Raw genomic sequence first — 22,141 nt, 5'->3', positions numbered from 1 at the left:
TCAGATAGGAGACGGAAAATCGTACAGTTCCGCCGCGTTGTCGACCATGATCCGACCGGCCACGGCGTCGCTGCCGCACCACTCGCGGAACAGGTCGACCAGACGGGCGTCGTCCGGCGGATTGCCCGGCTTCGAGGGATGCGGCCAGTTGGTCGCGAACACGCAGCGCTCCGGTGCGTGGGCGATCAGCGCGCGGGCGAGCGCGGCGACGTCCGGATAATCGGGCGTGCCGATGCGCGAGGTCTCGTAGACGCCGGAGGTCTTGACCCATGTGCGGCCGTTGTCGAGCAGGCGGCGCAGCGCGACAAATCCGGGATGATCGAGACCGACCGGCTCGAGGAACTTGCCGTTATGGTCGATGACCAGCCGGCCCGGCAGTCGGGCGAGGCGGGCCTCGACCTCGTGCAGCAGCCTGCCGTCCATCTGCAACTGCACATGCCAACCGAAAGCGGCGGTCTTCGCCGCCAGCGTCTCCAGATCGTCCCAGCCCAAGAGGCCGCCGCCGATCATGAAGAAGCGGATGCCGCGCACGCCCTGCTGCGTCAGCCAGTCGAGCTCGCGCTCGCTGACATCGGGCGGCACGACGGCGACGCCGCGCGCGTCCTCGCCGAGCACCGCCATGGCATGCAGCGTCGCCCGGTTGTCGAAGCCGTACACGGAGGGCTGCACCACCACGGCGCGGGTGAGGCCGAGCACCTCCCTCAGCTTGAGATAGGCGGCGATGTCGCCGCCGGCGACCGGCGGGAACGGGGAGTTCGGCGCCGGCGGATAGACGTCCGCCGGCCCGTAAATGTGCATGTGGCAGTCGCAGGCGCCGGGCGGCGGGCGAAAGCCGGGATGCTGCGTGGGAATGAGCGCGCTCATCGGGCCAGCCATCCCGGCACGCGGTCGGGGTTCTTGGCGTGGATCGGCAGGCGGCCGGCCAGCACCGCCTTGACCTGCTCGACGGTTTCCATGGCCTGGAACTCGGACGGCTCGATCATCAGCGCCGCCGAATGCGGCGTGGCGACGACATTGGGCAGCCGCGCCAGCCGCAGCGATGGCTGCTGGTCGGGTCCGTCGCCGACATCGAGCCCGGCGCCGGCGATGGCGCCCGACACCAAGGCTGCCTCCAGCGCCGCCTCGTCGACCAGGATGCCGCGCGAGATGTTGATGAAGAAGGCGTCGCGGCGCATCTTCGCGAAGGCCGAGGCGTTCATCATGCGCTCGGTCTCGGGGGTCGCATAGGCGGCGCAGACCACGAAGTCCGGCTGCGACAATACCTCGTCAAGGCCAACCTTGTTCACCGCGCCATTGTCGATCCACGCATAGGGATCGTAGACCGACACCTTCATCTTGAAGGCGAGCGCCAGTTCGACGATACGCCGGCCGATCGACCCGTAGCCGATCACCCCGACATGGGCGCCGGCCATCTGCCGGCCGAACACCATCGGATGGCCGGCGTCGCCGGCATGGTAGCGCGCGGCGTCGCGGGTGATGTTGCGGGCGAGGTCGAGCATCAGGGCGAGCGCGTGCTCGCCCACCGCGTCCGCATAGCCCGACGAGCAGTTGCAGACGAGGATGCCGGCATCGGAGGCGGCGGCGACGTCGATGTTACGCATGTCGACGGCGCAGCGGGTGAACAGCTTCACATCCGTCAGCTGTTCCAGCACCTCGCGCGGCCCGGCGGCGAGGCGGTCGGAGATCACCACCGAACACCCCTCGGCCGCCTTCACCAGCGCATCGCCGAAAAGCGGCGTGTCGCTGTCGTTCATCACGAGATCGATCGGCAGCGCCTTCAGCGCCTCCACGGCGCGCGTGCCGTAGAAATGCTTGAGCAGGTCGCGATTATGGGTCAGCAGAACGCGCATAAGTCGTTGTCCATTCTCAGTCGGCCGTTTCAGTCGGCGGTCTCAATCAGCCATGCCGTCGACGATGTGGGCCGGCAGGTGCGCCATCACCCAGCGGTTCATCGCCAGCACCATGTCGTCGCGCCAGGAGAGCGGGCCGGGCCGCGCGAGGCAGGAGGACAGGCCGATCTGCTGCTTCTCGAGGATGCCGACATCCTCCAGCGCCACCGCCTCCCAGCGCTTGTAATAGGGCGCGGCACGCTCCTCGAAATCGGGCAGCTCGGTATAGGCCTTGGGGAAGCAGCCGCCGACCGAGAGCACCGAGCGGTCGACGCTGATCGGCCGCACCGCCAGCCACCACATGCAGTCCTGCGCGCAGGCGAACTGAACGGTCGGCTCGATGACGGTGAAATAGGTGCCCTTGCGCGACTGCTCCGACAGCCCGTCGATGACCGGGAACGGCGGCTCCTGCCCGAGCACGGCGATGGAGCGGTTCGACTGCACCTGGATGACGTGCCACTCGCCCTGGGTCGGGAAGCTGACCGAGCGCTGGGCGCCCACCGTCGCGGCATGCACGATGCCGGTATGGTAGGTCTCCATGGCGTTTTCGAGCAGCAGCTTCCAGTTGCACCGGGTCTCGATCTCGATGTGCCAGGTGCGGACCATCTCGCCCAGCTTATGGCTGCCGATCAGCTCGGGCATATTGCCGAGATGGGTCATCAGGCTCGGGGCGTCGTCGTCGTAATTGAGGAAGATCGAGCCTTCCCAGACCTCCAGCCGGATCGGGATCAGGCCATGCGGCGGCTTCTCGAACTTCGGCACCTCGCGCATGCCCGGCGCGCCGGCCAGCGTGCCGTCGAGCCGGTAGTTCCAGGCGTGGTAGGGGCAGATGATGTTCTTGGCGTGCCCGCAGCCCTCCAGCAGGATCGAGGCGCGGTGCCGGCAGACATTGGCGAAGGCGCGCAGTACGCCGTCCTCGCCGCGCACCAGCAGCACCGGGCCGCCGACACTGTCGAGCGCCTTGTAGTCGCCGGGGTTCTGCACTTCCTCGACGCGCCCGGCGAAGAACCACTGCTTCAGATGGATGTGCTTCACCTCGGCCGCGAACACCGCGGGGTCGGTGTAGAAGCGCGTCGGCGCGCTCTTGGCGTCGCCGAGCGGCGGCTCGGTCCAGACATAGGGTTCGGGGACCAGAGTGGTCTCGATGCTCATGACCGTGTGCCTCCGTTCAGCGGTGCCCGGCGTTCAGGCGGTGCTCCGCCTGGCCGAGCTGGACGAGATGAAGGGCGATGACCGCCACATGGCCGGCCAGCATGGCCGCCATGCCCTGCACGTCGTGCGGCGGACTCAGCGTGTTGATGTCGACCCCAACGAGGTCGAGCCCCTTGAGCCCGTGCAGCAGGTCGAACACCTCCGCCACCGGGGGGCCGCCCCAGGTGGGCGTCGCGACGCCGGGGGCGGCGGAGGGATCGAAGTAATCCATGTCGAAGGACAGATGCACCGGGCGCGTGCCGACCACCTCGCGCACCTCGGCGGCGATGGCGGCGGCGCCGCGCGCACGCACCTCCTCGCCGCTGACCAGTCGGAATCCGAGCCCGCGCGTGTGATCATAGGCGCCGGGCACCGGCATGGTACCGCGCGCGCCGATGTGGAAGGAGCGCTTTGTGTCGATCAGCCCCTCGCGCGCCGCCTGGGTGAAGGTGGTGCCGGTGTTGACCTCCTCGCCCGGATAGGCGTCGGTATGGGCGTCGATGTGCACCAGCACCAGCTCGGGATAGCGCCGCGCCAGCGCGCGCAGCACCGGCAGCGTCACCGTGCCGTCGCCGCCGACGCAGAGCGGCACCGCATCCGCCTGCACCACCTCAAGCACCGCCGCTTCCATGGTGGCGAGCGAGGGGCCGATGTCGGAGGCGACCACGTCGACGTCGCCGAGGTCGACGACCTTGCCGCCGGCGCGCGGATCGACATCGGCGAGCGGAGGATAATAGGGGCGCACCTCGCTCGACATGGCACGGAACGCCGCCGGCCCCTGGCGCGAGCCGATGCGGGTGGCATGGGTGCCGCAATCGAAGGGCAGGCCGATCACCGCGATCTGTCCGGCGCTGGCCGTCGTGGCCTGCGGCACGCCAAGAAACGTGCCGAGGCGCATCTTAGGCGTTGAAGCGCCAGCGAATTCCGTCATGCGTCGACTCCCATGTAGAAGGCTTTCACACGCTCGGGATCGATGCCGGCGCCGCTGTCCTCGTGGACGACGCGGCCGAGACGCATGACATAGACGTGGTCGGAGAGGCGGATGGCCTCGACGGCGTTCTGCTCGACCAGCAGCACGGTGGTGCCGAGCTTGCGGATCTCCAGCACCGTGTCGAGGATCAGGTCGATCATCTGCGGGGCGAGGCCCATGGTGGGCTCGTCCATGATCAGCAATTGCGGGCGGGACATCAGCCCGCGGGCGATGGCGAGCATCTGCTGCTCGCCGCCCGACAGCGTGCCGGCCGCCTGGTTCATCCGCTTGCCGAGGATGGGGAACAGGCTGGTCAGCCGCTCGATGTCGCCGGCGATCTCCATGGCGTCGCCGCGCGAATAGGCGCCGAGCACCAGGTTCTCCCGCACGCTCATGCCGGCGAAAACCCTGCGCCGTTCAGGTACATGGGCGATGCCGCGCCCGACGCGCAGCTCCGGCGCCAGCCCGGTTATGTCCTCGCCGGCGAACACGATCTTGCCCGCCGCCAGCGGCAGCAGGCCGGACAGCGCCATCAGCGTCGTCGTCTTGCCGGCACCGTTGGAGCCCACCAGCGAGACGATACGGCCCGGCTCGACCGTGAGGTCGACCCCGTCGATGGCGCGGATGCGGCCATAGGCGACCGACAGGCCGGAGACCTTCAGCAGCGGCTCGACCGGCCGCTCGGCCTGTACAGTGGGGTGGATGATGGGAACGATCTCCGCCATGTCGATCACCTCGTCCGGCCGAGATAGGCGGCCTGCACCGCCGGATCGGCCAGCACCTGCTCCGGCTCCCCGTCGGCGAGTAGTTTTCCGTATTCGAGCACCGTCAGGTGATCGCAGAGGCTGCGCACGATCTGCATGTCGTGCTCGATCAGCAGCACGGCGATGCCCTGCGCCCGCACCTGCCGGACGAGGTCGGCGATCTCCTGCTTCTCCACCGCGTTCATGCCGGCGAGCGGCTCGTCGAGAAGGAGCAGCTTGGGCGAGGACATCAGCGCGCGGGCGATCTCCACCCGGCGCTGGTGGCCATAGGAGAGGGTGGTGGCGACGCGGTCGGAAACGTCCGCTCCCAGCCCGACGAAGGCGAGCAGCTCATGGGCGCGGGCGATCATCGCCCGCTCGGCGGCACGGGCCGCGCGGGCGCCGAAGATCAGCGCCGGCGCCGAGGCGGAGAAGCGCTGATGCGCGCCCACCAGCACGCTCTCCAGCACCGTCATGGCGCCGAACAGGCGAATGTTCTGGAAGGTGCGGGCGAGGCCGCGCCGGGCGAAGCCGTTGACGTTCAGCCCGCCGATCTCCTCGCCGTCGAAGACGAGGCGCCCGGCGGTCGGCCGGATGAAGCCGGTGAGCACGTTCAGCACCGTGGTCTTGCCGGCGCCGTTGGGGCCGATGAGGCCATGGATGGCGCCGCGCGCGACCGCCATGTCGAGGCCGCCGACGGCCTCTAGCCCGCCGAAACGGACGATCACCTGCCGGGCTTCGAGGAGAGCCGTCATGCGGCCTCCTTCGCCCGCGCGCCGGGCATGGTGAGGCCGACGCGGGCGCTGGCGGCGAGGCCCTGCGGGCGGAACACCATCAGCACGATGAGCACCACGCCGAGCAGCGCGAAGCGGGTCTCGGGATAGGCCTGCACGAAGGGCAGGTCGAGCGCCAGCTGCAGGAACGCGATCCAGATCAGCGCGCCGACGAACGGCCCGATGAAGGTGCCGAGGCCGCCGAGCACCACCAGCATCAGCAGCAGGATGTTCTCGAACAGGCTGAAGTTCAGCGGGCTGATATATTGCTGCGAGTGGGCGTAGAACACGCCAACGAAGCCGCCGACGAAACCGCTGGTGGCATAGGCATAGAGCTTGTAGCGCGCGGTGGGCACGCCCATCGCCTCGGCCGCCTCCTCGTCCTCGCGGATCGCCACCCAGGCGCGGCCGACATAGGAACGCACCAACCGGGCGACCGCGAACACCACGACGACCGCCAAAGCGAGGGCGAAGAAGAACTGCGCGCGCGGCGAGCCGAGCGATATGCCGAACAGGTTCGGCGCCGGGATGCCGCGAATGCCCATCGGCCCGTTGGTCAGGTCCATCCAGTTGATGGCGACCACGCGGACGATCTCGCCGAAGCCCAGCGTCATGATGGCGAGGTAGTCGCCGCGCAGCTTCAGCGTCGGCGTGCCCAGCAGCACCGCGAAGCCGGCGGCCAGCAGGCCGGCGAGCGGCAGGTTGAGATAGAGCAGCCCCCACACTTCCTGCGGGGCGATGCCGTAGCCGTCCTTCAGCACCAGCACGAACAGGATCGAGGTGAGATAGGAGCCGACCGCCCAGAAGGCGACGAAGCCGAGGTCGAGCAGGCCGGCAAAGCCGACGATGACGTTCAGCCCGCTCGCCAGCATGCCGTAGATCACCACCATGGTGAGGATGCGCAGCCAGTAGTCGGACGGCACCATCAGCCCGACGACGACCGCAACGGCCAGCAGGCCGAACGCCGCCGGGGTGCCGGCCGCCGCGCCGCGCGCGAGCAACGCGTCACCCTTGGCGAACAGGCCGCCGAGCCAGCTGCCCGCCGCCGCCGAGGCCCCGCCGAGCAGGCTGCCGCGCCCGGCCGAATTGAGCTCCGGCCGGCCGAGCAGGCCCTGCGGGCGCATATAGAGCAGGCCGACCAGCAGCACGAAGCTGATGGCGTCCTTCCAGGCGGTGCCGTTCGGCAGATAGCCGGCGCCCAGCGCCTCGACGAGGCCGAGGATCAGCCCGCCCAGTGCCGCGCCGGGCACCGAGCCGATGCCGCCGAGCACGGCGGCGGTGAGCGCCTTCAGCCCGGGCAGGAAGCCCATGCTGGAATGGGCGAAGCCGTAGGTCTGCGCATAGAGCAGGCCGGCCAGCGCCGCGAAGCCGGAGCCGATGGCGAAGGCGGCCGCCACCACCCGGTTGACGGGGATGCCGACCAGCATCGCCGCCGTCTGGTCCTCGGCACTGGCGCGCATGGCGCGACCGAGCGAGGAGCGGGCGATGAACAGCGACAGGCCGAGCATGGCGACGATTGCGGTGGCCATCACCACCAGATCCATCACCGACAGGTAGATGGAATCGAACAGCACCACCGGCTCGAGGGTGGCGAGGTAGAATTGCGGAAAGCGCAGCTCCTCGGCACCCCAGATGGTCTGGGCGAGGCTCTGCAGCACCACGGACACGGCGATGGAGGTGATGAGCGGGGCGAGGCGGGGCGCGTTGCGCAGCGGCCGGTAGGCGATGCGGTCGACCACGACGCCGATCACCCCGGTGATGACGATGGCGCCGAGCGCGGCGATCGGCAGCGGGAAGCCGGGCATCGGCACCACGGTGCCAAACAGCCGCACTTCCGGCAGCATCAGCGAGGTGGTGAGGAAGGCGCCGAGCATGAACAACTCGCCGAAGGCGAAGTTCACCAGCCGCACCACGCCATAGACCAGCGTGAACGCCACCGCGGTGAGGGCGTAGATCGCCCCGAGCACCAGTCCGTTCGCCAATAGCTGCCCGAAATAGTCCATCATGCCTCTTCGCGTTGCCCGCCGGGGGCCGTTGCCCGTCAGGAGCTTCGGCGCCGCGCGTCACGCCCGGCGCCGTCGATGGCGGGGAGCTTCACAGAGAAGGCTCCCTGCCTTGTTTCCATCGTTGCCCAGGAGGGCAACGATGGAGGCGTCCGCCGGGCGGCTGCTTTCCTCTCCCCGTCAGGGAGAGACGGCCCGCGCTAGCGGGTCGGCAAGGGGGACGACATCGGGAAGCACTGAGGCCCCTCACCCCGGCCCTCTCCGTCGACATCGGATACAGCCGATGTCGACCTTGCCGAAGACCGAACTCGGCAACAGCCGATGTCGACCTTGCCGAAGACCGAACTCGGCAACAGCCGATGTCGACCTTGCCGAAGACCGAACTCGGCAACAGCCGATGTCGACCTTGCCGAAGACCGAACTCGGCAACAGCCGAGTTCGGAGCGGGAGAGGGAACCTCTTACCTGTCACGGTTGCCCAGATGGGTACCGCTGGAAGTGGAGGCCTCCTGCCGCCCGCCCTCGGTGGTCACGTCCTCACGGCTGCTTCGGCGCCAGGCCGAACTTGCCGTCCTTCACGGCCAGGAAGTACAGCGCGCCAGCGCGGTCGCCGCTGGGGTCGAAGGTGGTCGGGCCGGTGACGCCCGGCACGTCCTTCAGCTTGCCGAAGGCGGCGTTGAGGCTCTCGCGCGTCACCGGGCCGTCCTTGGCGGCGAGATCGGCGGCGGCGCCGAGCGTCATGCCGGCGTCGTAGCCCAGCGCCGCCCAGGCGCTCGGGTCTTCCTTGTAGGCGTCCTTGTAGGCGGCGAGGAAAGTCGCCGTCGCCGGGGTGGCGACCGCCGGGTCGAACATGCCGTAGACGATCATGCCCTCGACGGCGTCGCGGCCGAGCTTCATCAGATCGACGTTGAGCGCACCGTCGGTCGAGATCAGCTGCGCCTTGATGCCGAGCGCGCGGGCCTGCTCGGCGATCTTCGCCGCCTCGGTGTAGAAACCGCCGATGAAGATCGCGTCCGGCTTGGCGGCGCGCACCTTGGTCAGCAGGGTACGGAAATCCTTGGCGCCGAGCAGGTAGGATTCGGTGCCCGCGATCTTGGCGCCGCCCTTCTCGGCGGCCTCGGAGAACGCCTTGGCGACGCCGATGCCGTAATCGTCCTGCTGGTTGAGCACGTAGATCGACTTCACGCCCAGCGTCTTGGCGGCATAGGTGCCGGCCATGGCGCCCTGCACCGCGTCGGTGAGCACGTTGCGGCGGAAATACGGGCTGACATTCGACAGCGCCGGGCTGGTGACCGCCGAGGCGAGCACCGGCAGCTTGCACTCGGTGAACACCGGGATGGCGGCGAGCGCGATGGAGGAGAACGAATAGCCCATGACCACGTCGACATTCTTGTCGGAGCAGAAGCGCTGGGCGATCAGCACGCCCTCGCGCGCCTCGCCGCGATCGTCCACCGCGTCGATCTTGTAGGTGGCGCCACCCTTCTTGTTGAGCTCGGCCACGGCAAGGTCGAGACCCTTGCGCATGTTGAGGCCGAAGGCGGCGAAGTCGCCGGACAAAGCGGCGGTGAAGCCGATGGTGATGTCCTCCGCGCGGGCAAGGCCCGGCGTGGCCAGGAGGCCGATGCCGAGCAGGGCAGCGGCGATACGCGAGACCGTCATGCGAGTTCTCCTCTGGGGGAAGATCGTGCGTTTGCCGCACGCTGCCTTGTTGTGATGGGCCAGGTGTCGATGGGCGCGGGCGATCAGCGAAGCTCGACCGTCATCCAGGTTTCGAAGCAGTAGTCGTCGGCCAGCGACATCACGCCGATGGAGGCGCGGCCGCCGACGCCGATCTCGGGGCCGAACACCTGCTCGAACAGGTCCGTCAGCCCGCTCGCCACCAGATGCGGCTGAGTGAAGGCCGGGTCGCAGGCGATGAAGTTGAGCGAGCGCACCAATCCCTTGACGCGGTCGAGATCGCCCACCGCGTCGAGGATGCAGCCGAGGCAGTTGAGCCCGGTGAGCCGGGCGGCCGCGTAGCCTTCCTCGACGGTGACGTCGCGGCCGAGGCGGCCCGGGTACAGCACCTTGCCGGAGGCGTCGACGCCCGCGGTCTGGCCGGAGAGGAACAGCAGCTTGTCGCTGAGATAATGCGGCTTCATCTTGCCGTAGAGCTGGCCGTAATAGTCCGCTCCGCCCCCGGCCGAGGGAATGGCGAGACCGAGCTCCGCCACCCGCTGCATTGCCGACACGCTCATTCATGCACCTCTTCAGTCACTCGTGCTGTGCACCCGATCTCCCTTCGATTTCGTTGTTTCGTCAAATGTAAAATAGGCGATAGTCCATAAAGCAAAGTTATAGCCTTGCCCGGCCACGGCGGTTCCGGGGCGGCGGCGCGGGGCCTGTGCCGGGCGTATCGGCGGGTGGATGATCCACCGGCGGGCGGCTGCCGCAACTTTGGGCGCCGGCGGGTCGGAGCGCCCGTCTTCAGCGCACCGACAGCAGATCGGGGGCGATGGCGCGGCGGAAGCGGTCCATGAAGGCGACCGAAATCCGCGAGGGCGGGCGGGTGCTCGGGCGGAACATGCCGAAGCGATAGGGCAGCACCGGGCGGAACGGCACCGCGACGAGGCCCATCGCCTCGAAGAAGCGGGCAGTGGCAGGGTCGACGACGGTGACGGCGCCGAGCTCGCGCACCAGCACGCAGGCGGTGCCGAAGAACTCCACCTCCGCCACCACGTTCCAGTGCGCCTGCGCCTCGAAGAACGCCTCGGCGGCGGCGATATGGGTGATGTGCTCGGGGAACAGGGTGACGAAGGGCATGGAATCGAGCTGGGCCGGCCCGACCACCTTCTCGCCCGCCAGCGGATGGTCGGCGCGCATCACGCACATGCAGCCGACCTCGAACAGCTCCAGCGAGGCGACGTGGATGTCGATCGGCAGCTCGGCGAAGCCGACGTCGAAGGCGCCGACGGTGCCGAGGTCGCGCACCGCATAGGAGGAGCGGGTGATGAAGCGGGCGGTGGCGCCGGCATTCTCGCGCAGCACGTCGGCGATGATCGGCGGCAAAAGATAAGTGGCGAGACCGGGCGGCGAGGCGATCAGCAGCGTCGCCGAGGACAGGCTCTTGAGATTGCGCGAGATCGCCAGCGTGCGATCCATGGCGTCGAGGGTGCGCACGATGGCGGCGAAGAAGGTCTCGGCCTCCGGCGTCGCCTCCAACCGGCCATGGGCGCGGTGGAACAGCTTGAGGCCGATCTCGTCCTCCAGCCGGGCGATGAGGTTGCTGATCGCCGGCTGCGACTTGTGCAGCACCGCCGCCGCCGCGCTCATCGAGCCGTTCTCGTAGACGGCGCGGAAGGCTTCGAGATGTCGGGTATCCATAGCGACGCACTCAACCTGTTGCCGGCGGGGACCGCCGGGCGCGGCCTGACGCGCGGCGCGCCGGCAGGTTAGCCGATCCGCGCCGGCGACGGGAACGCCGGAAGCACGGGACGTGCCTATCCCGCGCCGACGTCAGCCCATCAGCCATCAGCCCATGCAGGCATCACCCCATGCACGCATTCTCGGCGGCGCTGTAGCCGGGCGGGCGCGGCGCGTTGCTGGCCGGCCGCCCCCGGCCGAGGGCGCCGTCGGAGCGGGCGCGCAGATAGATGAAGATGGCGTCGATGTAGCACATCACGTTCGGGTTCTCGCCGAAGGCCGGCATGACCAGGTCCTGGCTGGCGTCGACGTTCTTCTTGCCGTTGGTGACGATGTCGAGGAAACGGCCATAGTCGACGGTCTTCAACGCATCGACCAGCGAGGGAGCGAAGCTCGATCCGAGGCCGTCCGGCCCGTGGCACTGCATGCAGTTGGCAGTGTAGCGGACATAGCCGATCGAGGTGTACCAGTCGACGGTGCCGTCCGGCGCGATCTTGAAGGTCGGGTTGCCGGCCTTGTCGGTGTACTTGCCGTCCTCCGACCCGGTGGCCGTGGGATCGCCCGAGCCGTCGGCGCGCAGCGGCGCGGGCGACGACAACAGCACCGCGAGGGACGACAGGCCTGCCGCCGCCACGACGACGAACCAGCTTCGCGCGCCCATTTCCTGCTCCCACGCCTGCTCCCGACGGCTCCGGCCCGGCGCCGGAACGGCGCGCATCGGGCCGCGCGCCATCCGGCCAGCATCGCACGGCGCGACCACGGAGTCGCGGGGATCGCATCTGCGGCAAATCGTGGCCGATGGGCGGGGAATGGCGCATGGGCCGCGCGGCGGAAAGGCCGGCCCTGCCTCCGCCGGCGAGGCGCCCTTTCAGCCGCGCCGGTCGCGGCGCCAGGCGGCCGGGGTGGCGCCGAGATGCTGCCGGAACATGCGGGTGAAATGCGCCTGGTCGCAGAAACCGGTGGCGGCAGCGACCTCGGTGAGCGACATCTCGGTGTCGCGCAGCAGGCCCTGCGCCCGCTTCAGCCGCGCATCGGTCTGCCAGCGATGCGGCGGCACGCCGGTGGCGGCCTTGAAGGCGTGGCTGAAATAGCTCGGCGACAGCCCCACCAGCTGCGCCAGCTCCTCCAGCCGGATCGCGGCGAGGCAATTGGCCTCGATATAGTCGGTGACGCGGCGCAGCTGCCAGGCGGCGAGCGCCGAGCGCTTGCGCCCGGAACGCTGCGCCGAGCGCAGGAAGTCGACGAACAGCGCCGTGGTGAGGCTGTCGCCATAGAGCTGGTGCCCGGCCTGCGGCAGGCGGCATTCCTCGGCGATGAGGGTGGCGAAGGTCATCAGCCGCTCATCGGTGAACATCAGCCGCGGCGTCTCGAACGGCTCCGGCGCGAAATCGTCGGCCAGCCGCGCGCGCAGCGCCTCCATGTCGAAATGCAGGTCGAGATGGCGCAGATAGGTGTGGTTGCTGAAGCGCGACCACAGCGGCATTCCCGCCGGGATGAAGCTGATCTGGCGCGGGGCGTGGCGCTTGCCCGCCGCCGCCCGGTCCGGCGACATCCGCAGCTCGAACTCGCCGCCGGTCTGGTCGAGTAGCACGAACAGCCGGGGGTGCTCGGAGATGTATTCCGCCCGCGCGCCCAACGCGCCCTCCGCCTCCCACAGCTCGACCAGCACGCCGTTCCACGAGCGGCGATGCCCCTCGCCGAGCACGGAAATGCCCTCGCGCCGGGCGGTCATCCGGGGAAGGAAGGCCAAACTCATCTTTCTCCTTGCGCGTCGATGGTAGAGGCGGCGACAAACGCGTCACAAACACGCCAAAAATATACAAGACGCGACAAGGACAGACAATCATCCAGAAGCATTGATTGCTACGAGATGAAAATGGATCTGGGTAACTTCGGCAGATTACCTCTTTTGAATGTTTCCGATCTAAAAAACACTTGGACTATTATTTGGAACGATTGCAATGTATGGCGCATCTCTGAAGCTTCTGCTCCTGAGCACCGTGGCCTTCCTGCCGCTGTGCCAGGCGGCGCGTGCCCAACAGGCATCTTCCACCGCCGAGACCACGGTCGAGCTCGACACGGTCTCGGTCGAGGGACAGCGGCAGAACGGCACCGGGCCGGTGAACGGCTATGTCGCCACCCAGACCACCACCGGCATGAAGACCGACGTGCCGATCACCGAGATCCCGCAATCGGTGTCGGTGATCGGCCGCGACGAGATCGACGACCGCAAGGCGCTGAAGGTGGACGAGGCGCTGCGCTACACCGCCGGCGTGCATTCCTCGCCCTATGGCGGCCCGGACCCGGACACCGACTGGTTCTACATCCGCGGCTTCAACGCCACCCAGACCGGCATCTTCCTCGATAATCTCTCGCTCTACAGCTACGGCTTCGGCGGCTTCCAGATCGACCCGTTCATGCTGGAGCGCATCGAGGTGCTGAAGGGGCCGGCTTCCGTGCTGTATGGCGGCTCCAGCCCGGGCGGCCTCGTCAACCTCGTCAGCAAGCGGCCGCGCGACGAGCGCTTCGGCTATGCGGAAGTCGGCGTCAACAATTTCGGCAACGCCTATTTCGCCTTCGACATCAACGAGGTCTATACCGGCGCCGCGCCGAGCGCCAAGGGCGTGGACGCCAACGGCATGCCCACCAAGGCCCCGGCCGCGACCGACCCGGTCTGGCTCTACCGCCTCACCGGCCGCATCGCCGGCGGCGATACCTACACCGACTATTCCAACGACCTGCGCGGCGTGTTCATGCCGCAGATCACCTACCGGCCCTCGCAGCAGAGCGAGATCACCGTCTATGCGCAGATCGCCGCGCTCGACCAGGTGAATGTCGGCGGCGGCTTCCTGCCCTATTACGGCACGGTCGCCAACGCCTCCTTCGGCAAGATCGCCCGCGACGCCTATTTCGGCGAGCCGAGCCTCGACAACAGCCGCTACACTCAGCTTCTCGTCGGCTACGAGCTGAAGCACGAGATGCAGAACGACTGGACCTTCCATTCCAGCGCCCGCTACGGCCATCTCAACAAGCACGAAATCGGGCCGTATCCCTACGGCTATTACGACCCGACCAGCGGCTATGGCGGCTATGCCCAGCCGCAGACGCCCGACAACCTGCTCTACCGCATCGGCTTCGAGGGCTACAGCACGGTCGACAGTTTCGCCACCGACAACCATCTGAGCCGCAGCTTCACCACCGGGGCGATCGAGCACGACGTCGTCGCCGGCGTCGACTACACGCTGTACCGGCTGGAGAACCAGCAGGCCTCCGGCGGCGCCACCCCGATCAGCGCCACCGACCCGGTCTATGGCGTGCCGCAGGGCGCCACCAGCATCTATCTCGACCAGACGCTGACCCAGCAGCAGCTCGGCGGCTACCTGCAGGACCAGATGCGCTTCGGCGGCGGCTGGATCCTCACGCTCAACGGCCGCTACGACTATGTGAACACCGAGTCGGAGAGCCCGGGCTCGCTGGCCTTCTCGCCGAATTACGGCTCGCATGACGGGGCGGCGACCGGGCGCGCCGGCCTCGGCTACGAATTCGCCAACGGCATCACGCCCTATGTGGCGGCCTCCAGCTTCTTCAACCCGGTGGTCGGCGTCGACGCCAGCAATACCGGCTTCAAGCCGGAGGAAGGCGTGCAGTACGAGGCCGGCGTGAAGTATCAGCCGACCTTCATGGATGCGCTGATCACCGCCTCGGTGTTCCAGATCACCCGGCAGAACGTCACCGTGGCGGATGTCGACAACATCTTCTTCGACACCCAGCTCGGCGAGGTGCGCTCCACCGGCTTCGAGCTGGAGGCCAAGGCCAACGTCACCCGCAACCTGCGGCTCATCGGCACCTTCACCGCGCTGGACATGGAGATCACCGCCGACACCAACGCGGCGATCATCGGCAACGAGCCGATGCTGGTGCCGGACCTCATGGCCTCCGCCTGGGCCGACTACAAATTCGACCAGGGCCCGCTGGCCGGGGTGAGCATCGGCGGCGGCGTGCGCTATATCGGCTCGTCCTGGGTGGATGACGAGAACACGCTGGAGGTGCCCTCGGTGACGCTGTTCGACGCCGCCATCCGCTACGAGCGCGACAGCTGGGGCGTGGCGCTCAACGTCAACAACATCTTCGACAAGGTGTATGTTTCCGGCTGCCAGGGTATTTCGGGCTGCGGCTATGGCGACAGCCGCACCATCACCGTGTCCGCCCACTACAAATGGTAAGCTCGCGCTGCTGATGCCCGCCCTGCCACCATGTGCCGGCCTCCGTCCCGGCAGCGCCGCGTGAGCCGCGCGCCGGCCATAAGCCGCCGCGCGCTGCTCGCCGGCGGGCTGGCGAGCGGGATCGCCGGCCTCTCCAGCATGCCGGCACGGGCGGCCAGCACGCCGGCGAGCCGCGCGGCGACGCTCGACTGGGCGCTTTTAGAGACGCTGCTGGCGCTCGGCCACCCGCCGGTGGCGGCGACCGAACTGGTGCAGTTCCGCGCCATCGCCGTCGAGCCACCGGTGCCCGACGGCGTCGCCGATCTCGGCCTGCGCGGCCTGCCCAATCTCGAGACGCTGCTGCTGGCGCGGCCGGACGTGATCTTCAATTCCAGCTTCTATGCCGCGCTGGAGCCGCGGCTTTCCCGCATCGCGCCGGTGGAGAGCTTCACGCTCTACCAGCCGGGGCGCCCGCCCTATGCGCCGATGGTGGAGATGACCGGCGCGGTTGCCGCCCGGCTCGACCTCGCCGGCCGCGCCGAGGCGTTCCTCGCCGCCGCGACGACGCGCTTCGCGGCGCTGACCGCCCGGCTGGGCGCCGGCAACCGGCCGGTGCTGGCGGTCAATTTCGGCGATGCCCGCCATGTCCGGGTATTCGGCTTCGACAGCATGATCGGCGAGGCGATGCCGCGGATCGGCCTCGCCAATGGCTGGGACGGGCCGACCAGCTATTCCGCCGCCGCGCCGGTCGGCCTCGAAGCCTTGGCACCGCATGGCGAGGCCTGGATCGCCAGCGTCGGCCCGGTACCGCCCGACGTCGCCACCGGGCTGGCGCGCAACCCGTTCTGGCAGGCGCTGCCGGCGGTGAAGGCGGGACGGGTGCTGTGGCTCGATCCGGTCGACCCGTTCGGCGCCCTGCCCTCGGCGCTGCGCTTCGCGCGGCTGCTCACCGAGGCGCTGGAGCGGGCAAGGACGGTCGGCGGTGGGTGACGCGACCGCCGGCCGGCTCGCCCCGGCTCCCACCCCGCTTACCCCGACCCTCATCGCGCTCGCCGTGCTGGCGGTGGCCGCCGCCACGGTGGCGACGCGCCCGGTGGTGCCCGGCCTCGAGGCGGTGATGCTGTGGCAGGTCACGCTGCCGCGCGCCGCCGTCGCCCTGCTGGCCGGGGCGGCGCTGGGACTGTCCGGAGCGCTGCTGCAACGGGTGCTGCGCAACCCGATCGCCGACCCGTCGACGCTCGGCATCGCCGCCGGCGCCCAGCTGGCGCTCACGCTCGGCCTCGCCTTCGCGCCGGGGCTGATCGCGGCGGGCCGCGAAGGCGTGGCGCTGGCCGGCGGCGCCGGCGCGGCGGGGCTGGTGCTGGCGCTGTGCTGGCGGCGCGGCTTCGACCCGGTCACCGTCGTGCTGTCGGGGATGATGATCTCGCTGCTCGCCGGGGCGGTAAGCGCCACGCTGATCCTCGCCCGGGGCGACTATGTGCTGTCGCTGTTCATCTGGGGGGCCGGCGCGCTCGACCAGCAGGGCTGGGATAGCGCGGCGAGCCTCGGCACGCGGCTGGCGGCCGGCCTCCTCGCGGCGCTGCTGCTGGCGCGGCCGCTGGCGCTGCTCGGGCTCGACGACGCCGGCGCCCGCAGCCTCGGCCTCGGCGTGGCGGCGACGCGGCTGGCAGCGATCGCCGTCGCGGTCTGGCTGGCGGCGACGGTGACCGCCGAGGTCGGCATCATCGGCTTCGTCGGGCTGGCGGCGCCGGCCTTCGCCCGCCTCGCCGGCGCCCGCACCTCGCGGCAGATCCTCATGATGGCGCCGCTCGCGGGGGCGCTGCTGCTCTCGCTGACCGACAGCCTGGTGCAGTTGGCGGGCAGCGGCGGCCGCGACCTCGCCCCGACCGGCGCGGCCACCGCCCTGCTCGGCGGGCCGTTGCTGCTCTGGCTGCTGCCGCGCGTCCATGCGGCGGGGCGGCCGGCCCCGCAACACGCGAGCGGACGCCGATTGCGCCGGCCCGTCCTCGCCCTTGGCGGGCTGGCGGCCGGTACGCTGGTGCTGGCCCTGCTGGCGCTGACCCTCGGCCGTACCGCCGACGGCTTCCATCTCGCCACCGGCGCCGCCTTCCTCGAGCTGCTGCCGCTGCGCGGGCCGCGCCTGGTGGCGGCCGGCGGCGCCGGCATGATGCTGGCAGCGGCCGGGCTGGTCCTGCAGCGCCTGACCGCCAATCCGATGGCGAGCCCCGAGGTGCTCGGGGTCAGCGCGGGCGGCGGGGTCGGGCTGGCGGCGCTGCTGCTCCTGGGCGCCGTGAGCGGACCGGCCTTGCTCGCCGGCATGGGCGCCGGCGCGCTGGCGGCGCTGCTGGTGATGCTGGCGGTCGCGGCGCGCTCCGGCTTCGGGCCGGAGCGACTGCTGCTGGCCGGCATCGCCTGCGGCGCCTTCTCGATGGCGCTGATCTCCATCGTGCTGGCCAGCGGCGGCATGACCGCCTATGCGCTGCTGGTGTGGATGTCCGGCTCGACCAATCGCGTCGGCCCGTTCGAGGCCTGGATCGCCGTCGCCGCCGCCGCGCTGCTGGTGACGCCGCTGTTCGCGCTGACGCGCTGGATGACGCTGCTGCCGCTAGGCGGCACGGCGAGCCGTGGCCTCGGCCTGCCAGTGCCGCGCGCCCGCCTCGTGCTGGCGGTGATGGCGGCGCTGCTGACCGCCATGGCCTCCTTCGTGGTCGGCCCGCTGAGCCTCGTCGGCCTGATGGCGCCACATCTCGCGCGGCTGAGCGGCTTCACCCATGCCCGCCACCAGCTGGCGGCGGCGCTGGTCCTCGGCGCGGCGCTGCTGATCCTCGCCGACTGGCTCGCCCGCCTGCTGGTGTTTCCCTATCAGGTGCCGACCGGGCTGTTCGCCGCGCTGGTCGGCGTGCCCTATCTGCTCTGGCTGTTGCAGCGCGGCGGCCCGCAACGCAGCTGAGAAAGGCCGCTCGCCGCCCGGAGGCCACCAGAGGGCCGCCCTCGGCCCGGCACGGGCTCACACGCCGATGGGCATCCGCGCCGGGTCGCGCTCGACGGCGCGCGGGGCGACCAGCGCCTTCCACGTCGACAGCGCCCGGTTCGGCGCCGGGAAGGCCGGGCGCGGCACGAAGCGCCCGCGCCCCGGACGCGGCGTATCGTTGCGGCCTTGCGAGAACACCACCTCGCCGCGCGACAGGGTGAAGCGCGGCAGGCCACGCACCTCGACGCCCTCGAACACGTTGTAGTCGATGATCGAGGCCTGCGTTCCCGCGCGGATCGTCTTGGCCGCCTTGGGGTCCCAGACCACGATATCGGCATCCGCGCCGGGCACGATGGCGCCCTTCCTCGGATAGAGGTTGAGGATGCGGGCGATATTGGTCGAGGTGACGGCGACGAATTCGTTCGGCGTCAGCCGGCCGGTCTCGACGCCGCGCGTCCACAGCACCGGCATCCGGTCCTCCAGCCCGCCGGTGCCGTTGGGAATGCGGGTGAAGTCGTCGAGCCCCATGCGCTTCTGCACGCTGGTGAAGGCGCAATGGTCGGTCGCCACCACCTGCAGCGAGCCGGCCGACAGCCCGGCCCACAGGCTGTCCTGATGCGCCTTGTCCCGGAAGGGCGGCGACATCACCCTCTGCGCCGCATAGTCCCAGTCCGGGTGCCGGTAGACGCTCTCGTCGAGCGTGAGATGCTGGATCAGCGGCTCGCCATAGACCCGCATGCCCTTCTGCCGCGCCCGGCGGATCGCCTCATGCGCCTGCTCGCAGGACACGTGCACGATATAGACCGGTACCCCGGCGGCATCGGCGATCATGATGGCGCGGTTCACCGCCTCGCCCTCCACCTCCGGCGGGCGGGAAAAGGCGTGCGCCTCCGGGCCGCGAATGCCCTCGGCGAGGTATTTCTGCTGGAGCGCGGCGACGATGTCGCCATTCTCGGCATGCACCAGCGGCAGCGCGCCGAGCGCGGCGCAGCGCTGGAACGAGGCGAACATCTGGTCGTCGTCGACCATCAGCGCGCCCTTATAGGCCATGAAGTGCTTGAAGCTGTTCACCCCGCGCGCCACCACCGCTTCCATCGCGTCGAAGATCGGCTGCGACCAGCCGGTGACGCACATGTGGAAGGAATAGTCGGCGCTGGCCTGGCGGCTGGCGCGCGCCTCCCAGGCGTCGAGGGCGCCGATCAGGTTCTCGCTGTCTGGAATGACGAAGTCGACCACCATGGTGGTGCCGCCGGCCAGCCCGGCGAAGGTGCCGCTCTCCCAGGTCTCCGCCGCCGTGGTCCCCATGAACGGCATTTCGAGATGGGTGTGCGGGTCGATGCCGCCGGGCATCACATAGGTGCCGGAGGCGTCCAGCACGGTATCGCCGGAAAGCCCCGGCCCGATGGCGGCGATGGTCTCGCCCTCGATCCGGACATCCGCCTCGTAGGAGCGGTCGGCGGCGACGACGGTGCCGCCCTTGATGACGATGGACACGGCAGTCTCCTCCTCAGGCACGCAGCTTCTCAAGCACGCAGCGCCGCGCAGCAAGGATCGTGCCCGGCGGGGGAAGCCGCCGGCCGGTCCGGGGTCAGTCGCGCAGGGCGCGATAGGCGCCCTGCAGCGCCTCGAAGCCGCGGAAGCGCCGCGCGTGCCACGCCGCCGTCGCCGCGTCCGGCGGGTATTCCGCCTCGATCTCCGACATGGCCGACATCGCCGCCTCGACGCCGTCATAGCGCCCGGCCGCCACCGCGCCCAGCATCGCCGCCCCCAGCAGCACCGGCTCGCCGGAGCGCACCGCGGCGATGCTCACCCCGGCCGCATCGGCCAGCACCTGCCGCACCAGCGGGCTCTGGCCGGCGCCGCCGGACACCACCACCGTGCCGGTGCGGGCGCCCTTGGCCGCCTGCGCCTCGAGGATCTGCCGCAGACCGTAGCCGATGCCGGCGATCCCGGCCATGTAGAGCCCGACCAGGCTGTCGAGGTCGTCGTCCATGCCAAGGCCGGCGACGATGCCGCGCGCGAGATGGTCGGCGAAGGGCGCCCGGTTGCCCAGGAACTCGGGCACCACGTAGAGCGTGCCGACGAGCTCGGCGATCGCCGCCGCGCCGCCGGCCGCCTCGGCGCGATGCGCCAGCCAGATGCTGAGATTCTGTCCTTCGGCCTTCGCGCGTTCCAGCGCCTCCGGGGCCGCCGGGTGCAGCCGGACCAGCCGGTCGATGGCGGCGCCGGCCGCCGACTGGCCACCCTCGTTGAGCCAGAAGCCCGGCACCATCGCCGAGAAATACGGCCCCCACACGCCGGGCACGAAGGCCGGCTCGGTGGTGGTCAGCAGGGTGCAGGCCGAGGTGCCGAACACATAGGCCATGCGGTTCAGCGCATTGCCGTCGCCGCCGCGCGCCCCCACCGTGCCGATGCCGCCGGCATGGGCGTCGATCAGCCCGGCGCCGACCGCCGTGCCCGGCGCGAGGCCGAGTTCCGCCGCCGCCTGCGCGGTGAGGCCGGCGCCGAGGGGCGTGCCGGCGGCCACCACCTCGGTGCCGATGCGAGAAAAGCCCTCGTCGGCCAGCGCGCCGAGGCCGATCTTGCGGAAATACTCCGCGTCCCAGCGCCTCTCATGGGCGAGATAGGTCCATTTGCAGGTAAGCGTGCACACCGAGCGGGCGAGGCTGCCGCTGGCCTTCCAGGTGAGGAAGTCGGCGAGGTCGAAGAACTGCCAGGCGCCTTTAAAGCTCTCCGGCAGCTTCTCGCTCAGCCAGAGCAGCTTCGGCGTCTCCATCTCCGGCGAGATGATGCCGCCGACATAGTCGAGCACCGGGCTGCCCAGCGCGTTGATGCGGTCGGCCTGCCCGGTGGCGCGGTGGTCCATCCACACGATGACGTTGCGGGCGGCATCGCCGTGGCGGCCGACCGGCAGCGGCCGGCCCTCGGCGCCGAGCACCACCAGCGAGCAGGTGGCGTCGAAGCCGATGCCCTCGACATCCGCCGCCGCGATGCCAGCGCGGGCGACCGCCTCCTTCACGCTGGCGCAGACGCAGGCCCAGATGTCGTCGCTGGACTGCTCGACGATGTCGCCATGTTCCTTCCAGATGCGGATGTCCCGCTTGGCTACCGCCAATTGCCGGCCGTCGGCATCGAAAATGCCGGCGCGCACGCTGCCGGTGCCGACATCGATTCCAGCGAAGCATCCGCCCATGGTCAGAGGTCCGTTCCGTTCGGCAGGATCACCAGGTCACGCACGGTGACATTACGCGGACGGGTCAGCATGAAGATGACGCAGTCCGCCACCTCCTTTGCCTCCATGAGGGCACCCGAGGCAAGCGCCTCGTCGAGCTTGGCCTGCGGCCAGTCCTTGATGAGGGCGGTGACCACCGGGCCGGGCAGCACCGCGCCGACCCGGACACCCCGCGGCGCCACCTGCCGGCGCACGGTGTGGACGAAGGCCTGCACGGCGAATTTCGAGGCGGTGTAGACCGGCTCCCACACCACCGGCACCACGCCGGCGATCGACGAGGTGAAGATGACGTCGCCGGTCTTGCGCTCGACCATATGCGGCAGCACCGCCTGCACGGTGCGGAAGGCGGCGTTGACGTTGAGGTTCAGCACCCGGTCCCACACGTTCGGGTCGCCCTCGACCACGTTGCCGCCGATATAGGCGCCGGCATTGGCGTGGAAGATGTCGAGCGGGCCGCAGCTGTCGAGGATCTGCGGCAGCATGGTGGCGACGCTCGCCGGATCCAGGAGGTCGACCACCACCGGCACGGCCTTCGGGCCGAGCTCGGCGCAGATGGATTCGAGCGCGTCGGCGGCGCGGTCGACAAGGGCGACGGTGGCCCCCTCCTCCAGCATCGCGCGGGCGCATTCGAGGCCGATGCCCGATGCCGCGCCGGTGATGGCCGCAACCTTGCCCTGAAGCCTGCTTCCCATGTCAGTCCCCGATTCCTTCGAAAATGGACAAGGCCCGGCCGCGCGGGGCGGCCGGGCCGAATGAGGCGCGCCGG

Annotated in this window: 18 protein-coding genes; 3 read left to right on the top strand and 15 right to left on the bottom strand. The window is 69.8% G+C overall.

Annotated elements, in window-relative coordinates:
* The 12 genes from KHC28_RS12955 to KHC28_RS12900 all read right to left on the bottom strand — a co-directional run bounded on the left by KHC28_RS12955 (nucleotide 1) and on the right by KHC28_RS12900 (nucleotide 12,720).
* Nucleotides 1-864 (bottom strand): amidohydrolase family protein, encoded by an 864-nt coding sequence (locus KHC28_RS12955; RefSeq protein WP_214008756.1) that lies wholly within the window; start codon nucleotides 862-864, stop codon nucleotides 1-3.
* Nucleotides 861-1,850 carry an NAD(P)-dependent oxidoreductase gene (locus KHC28_RS12950; RefSeq protein ID WP_214008755.1) on the bottom strand — a complete coding sequence of 330 codons (990 nt, stop codon included), beginning with the start codon at nucleotides 1,848-1,850 and terminating at the stop codon, nucleotides 861-863. The genes KHC28_RS12955 and KHC28_RS12950 overlap by 4 nt, the downstream gene beginning before the upstream one ends.
* 42 nt (nucleotides 1,851-1,892) lie before the next feature.
* Complete coding sequence (locus KHC28_RS12945) at nucleotides 1,893-3,041, bottom strand: aromatic ring-hydroxylating oxygenase subunit alpha (RefSeq protein WP_214008754.1); 1,149 nt, start codon at nucleotides 3,039-3,041, stop codon at nucleotides 1,893-1,895.
* A 16-nt stretch (nucleotides 3,042-3,057) separates the two neighbouring features.
* Complete coding sequence (locus tag KHC28_RS12940) at nucleotides 3,058-4,011, bottom strand: arginase family protein (RefSeq protein ID WP_246564735.1); 954 nt, start codon at nucleotides 4,009-4,011, stop codon at nucleotides 3,058-3,060.
* Nucleotides 4,008-4,667 (bottom strand): ABC transporter ATP-binding protein, encoded by a 660-nt coding sequence (locus tag KHC28_RS12935; protein ID WP_446680409.1) that lies wholly within the window; start codon nucleotides 4,665-4,667, stop codon nucleotides 4,008-4,010. The genes KHC28_RS12940 and KHC28_RS12935 overlap by 4 nt, the downstream gene beginning before the upstream one ends.
* A 113-nt stretch (nucleotides 4,668-4,780) precedes the next feature.
* Nucleotides 4,781-5,548: an ABC transporter ATP-binding protein gene (locus tag KHC28_RS12930; protein WP_214008753.1), complete on the bottom strand. Its 768-nt coding sequence runs from the start codon at nucleotides 5,546-5,548 to the stop codon at nucleotides 4,781-4,783.
* Nucleotides 5,545-7,572, bottom strand: a complete 2,028-nt coding sequence (locus KHC28_RS12925) for an ABC transporter permease (RefSeq protein ID WP_246564733.1) — start codon at nucleotides 7,570-7,572, stop codon at nucleotides 5,545-5,547. The genes KHC28_RS12930 and KHC28_RS12925 overlap by 4 nt, the downstream gene beginning before the upstream one ends.
* Nucleotides 7,573-8,105: 533 nt before the next feature.
* Nucleotides 8,106-9,227, bottom strand: coding sequence for an ABC transporter substrate-binding protein (locus tag KHC28_RS12920; RefSeq protein WP_214008752.1), 1,122 nt, complete (start codon nucleotides 9,225-9,227; stop codon nucleotides 8,106-8,108).
* Nucleotides 9,228-9,310: 83 nt separating this feature from the next.
* Nucleotides 9,311-9,805 carry a RidA family protein gene (locus KHC28_RS12915; RefSeq protein ID WP_214008751.1) on the bottom strand — a complete coding sequence of 165 codons (495 nt, stop codon included), beginning with the start codon at nucleotides 9,803-9,805 and terminating at the stop codon, nucleotides 9,311-9,313.
* A 229-nt stretch (nucleotides 9,806-10,034) separates the two neighbouring features.
* A complete protein-coding gene (locus tag KHC28_RS12910) occupies nucleotides 10,035-10,931 on the bottom strand; it encodes a LysR family transcriptional regulator (protein ID WP_214008750.1) in 897 nt (298 codons plus the stop codon).
* A gap of 163 nt (nucleotides 10,932-11,094) precedes the next feature.
* Entirely contained in the window at nucleotides 11,095-11,631 is a 537-nt protein-coding gene (locus tag KHC28_RS12905) for a c-type cytochrome, methanol metabolism-related (protein ID WP_214008749.1), read from the bottom strand.
* A gap of 207 nt (nucleotides 11,632-11,838) precedes the next feature.
* Nucleotides 11,839-12,720, bottom strand: a complete 882-nt coding sequence (locus KHC28_RS12900; RefSeq protein ID WP_214008748.1) for an AraC family transcriptional regulator — start codon at nucleotides 12,718-12,720, stop codon at nucleotides 11,839-11,841.
* 211 nt (nucleotides 12,721-12,931) lie between these two features.
* Between KHC28_RS12900 and KHC28_RS12895 the strand changes: the two genes are divergently transcribed.
* The 3 genes from KHC28_RS12895 to fhuB are packed head-to-tail and all read left to right on the top strand — an operon-like array spanning nucleotide 12,932 to nucleotide 18,122.
* Nucleotides 12,932-15,193 carry a TonB-dependent siderophore receptor gene (locus tag KHC28_RS12895; protein WP_214008747.1) on the top strand — a complete coding sequence of 754 codons (2,262 nt, stop codon included), beginning with the start codon at nucleotides 12,932-12,934 and terminating at the stop codon, nucleotides 15,191-15,193.
* 60 nt (nucleotides 15,194-15,253) lie between these two features.
* Entirely contained in the window at nucleotides 15,254-16,162 is a 909-nt protein-coding gene (locus tag KHC28_RS12890) for an iron-siderophore ABC transporter substrate-binding protein (protein ID WP_312893178.1), read from the top strand.
* Nucleotides 16,155-18,122, top strand: coding sequence for a Fe(3+)-hydroxamate ABC transporter permease FhuB (fhuB, locus tag KHC28_RS12885; protein ID WP_312893177.1), 1,968 nt, complete (start codon nucleotides 16,155-16,157; stop codon nucleotides 18,120-18,122). The genes KHC28_RS12890 and fhuB overlap by 8 nt, the downstream gene beginning before the upstream one ends.
* Before the next feature lie 57 nt (nucleotides 18,123-18,179).
* Here the strand turns inward: fhuB and hydA are convergent, their stop codons facing one another.
* The 3 genes from hydA to KHC28_RS12870 all read right to left on the bottom strand — a co-directional run bounded on the left by hydA (nucleotide 18,180) and on the right by KHC28_RS12870 (nucleotide 22,067).
* Complete coding sequence (gene hydA / locus KHC28_RS12880) at nucleotides 18,180-19,637, bottom strand: dihydropyrimidinase (protein ID WP_214008745.1); 1,458 nt, start codon at nucleotides 19,635-19,637, stop codon at nucleotides 18,180-18,182.
* Between the two features lie 94 nt (nucleotides 19,638-19,731).
* The gene (locus KHC28_RS12875; RefSeq protein WP_214008744.1) at nucleotides 19,732-21,336 is read right to left on the bottom strand and encodes an FGGY-family carbohydrate kinase; all 1,605 of its coding nucleotides are present in this window, start codon (nucleotides 21,334-21,336) and stop codon (nucleotides 19,732-19,734) included.
* A 2-nt stretch (nucleotides 21,337-21,338) separates the two neighbouring features.
* Nucleotides 21,339-22,067, bottom strand: coding sequence for an SDR family oxidoreductase (locus tag KHC28_RS12870; RefSeq protein ID WP_214008743.1), 729 nt, complete (start codon nucleotides 22,065-22,067; stop codon nucleotides 21,339-21,341).
* Nucleotides 22,068-22,141: the final 74 nt, after the last annotated feature.

Origin of the sequence: Ancylobacter sonchi (assembly GCF_018390695.1) — a bacterium.
GTDB lineage: Bacteria > Pseudomonadota > Alphaproteobacteria > Rhizobiales > Xanthobacteraceae > Ancylobacter > Ancylobacter sonchi.
The sequence above is the reverse complement of the archived record's forward strand: the minus strand, read 5'-3'. Positions and strand labels throughout refer to the sequence as shown.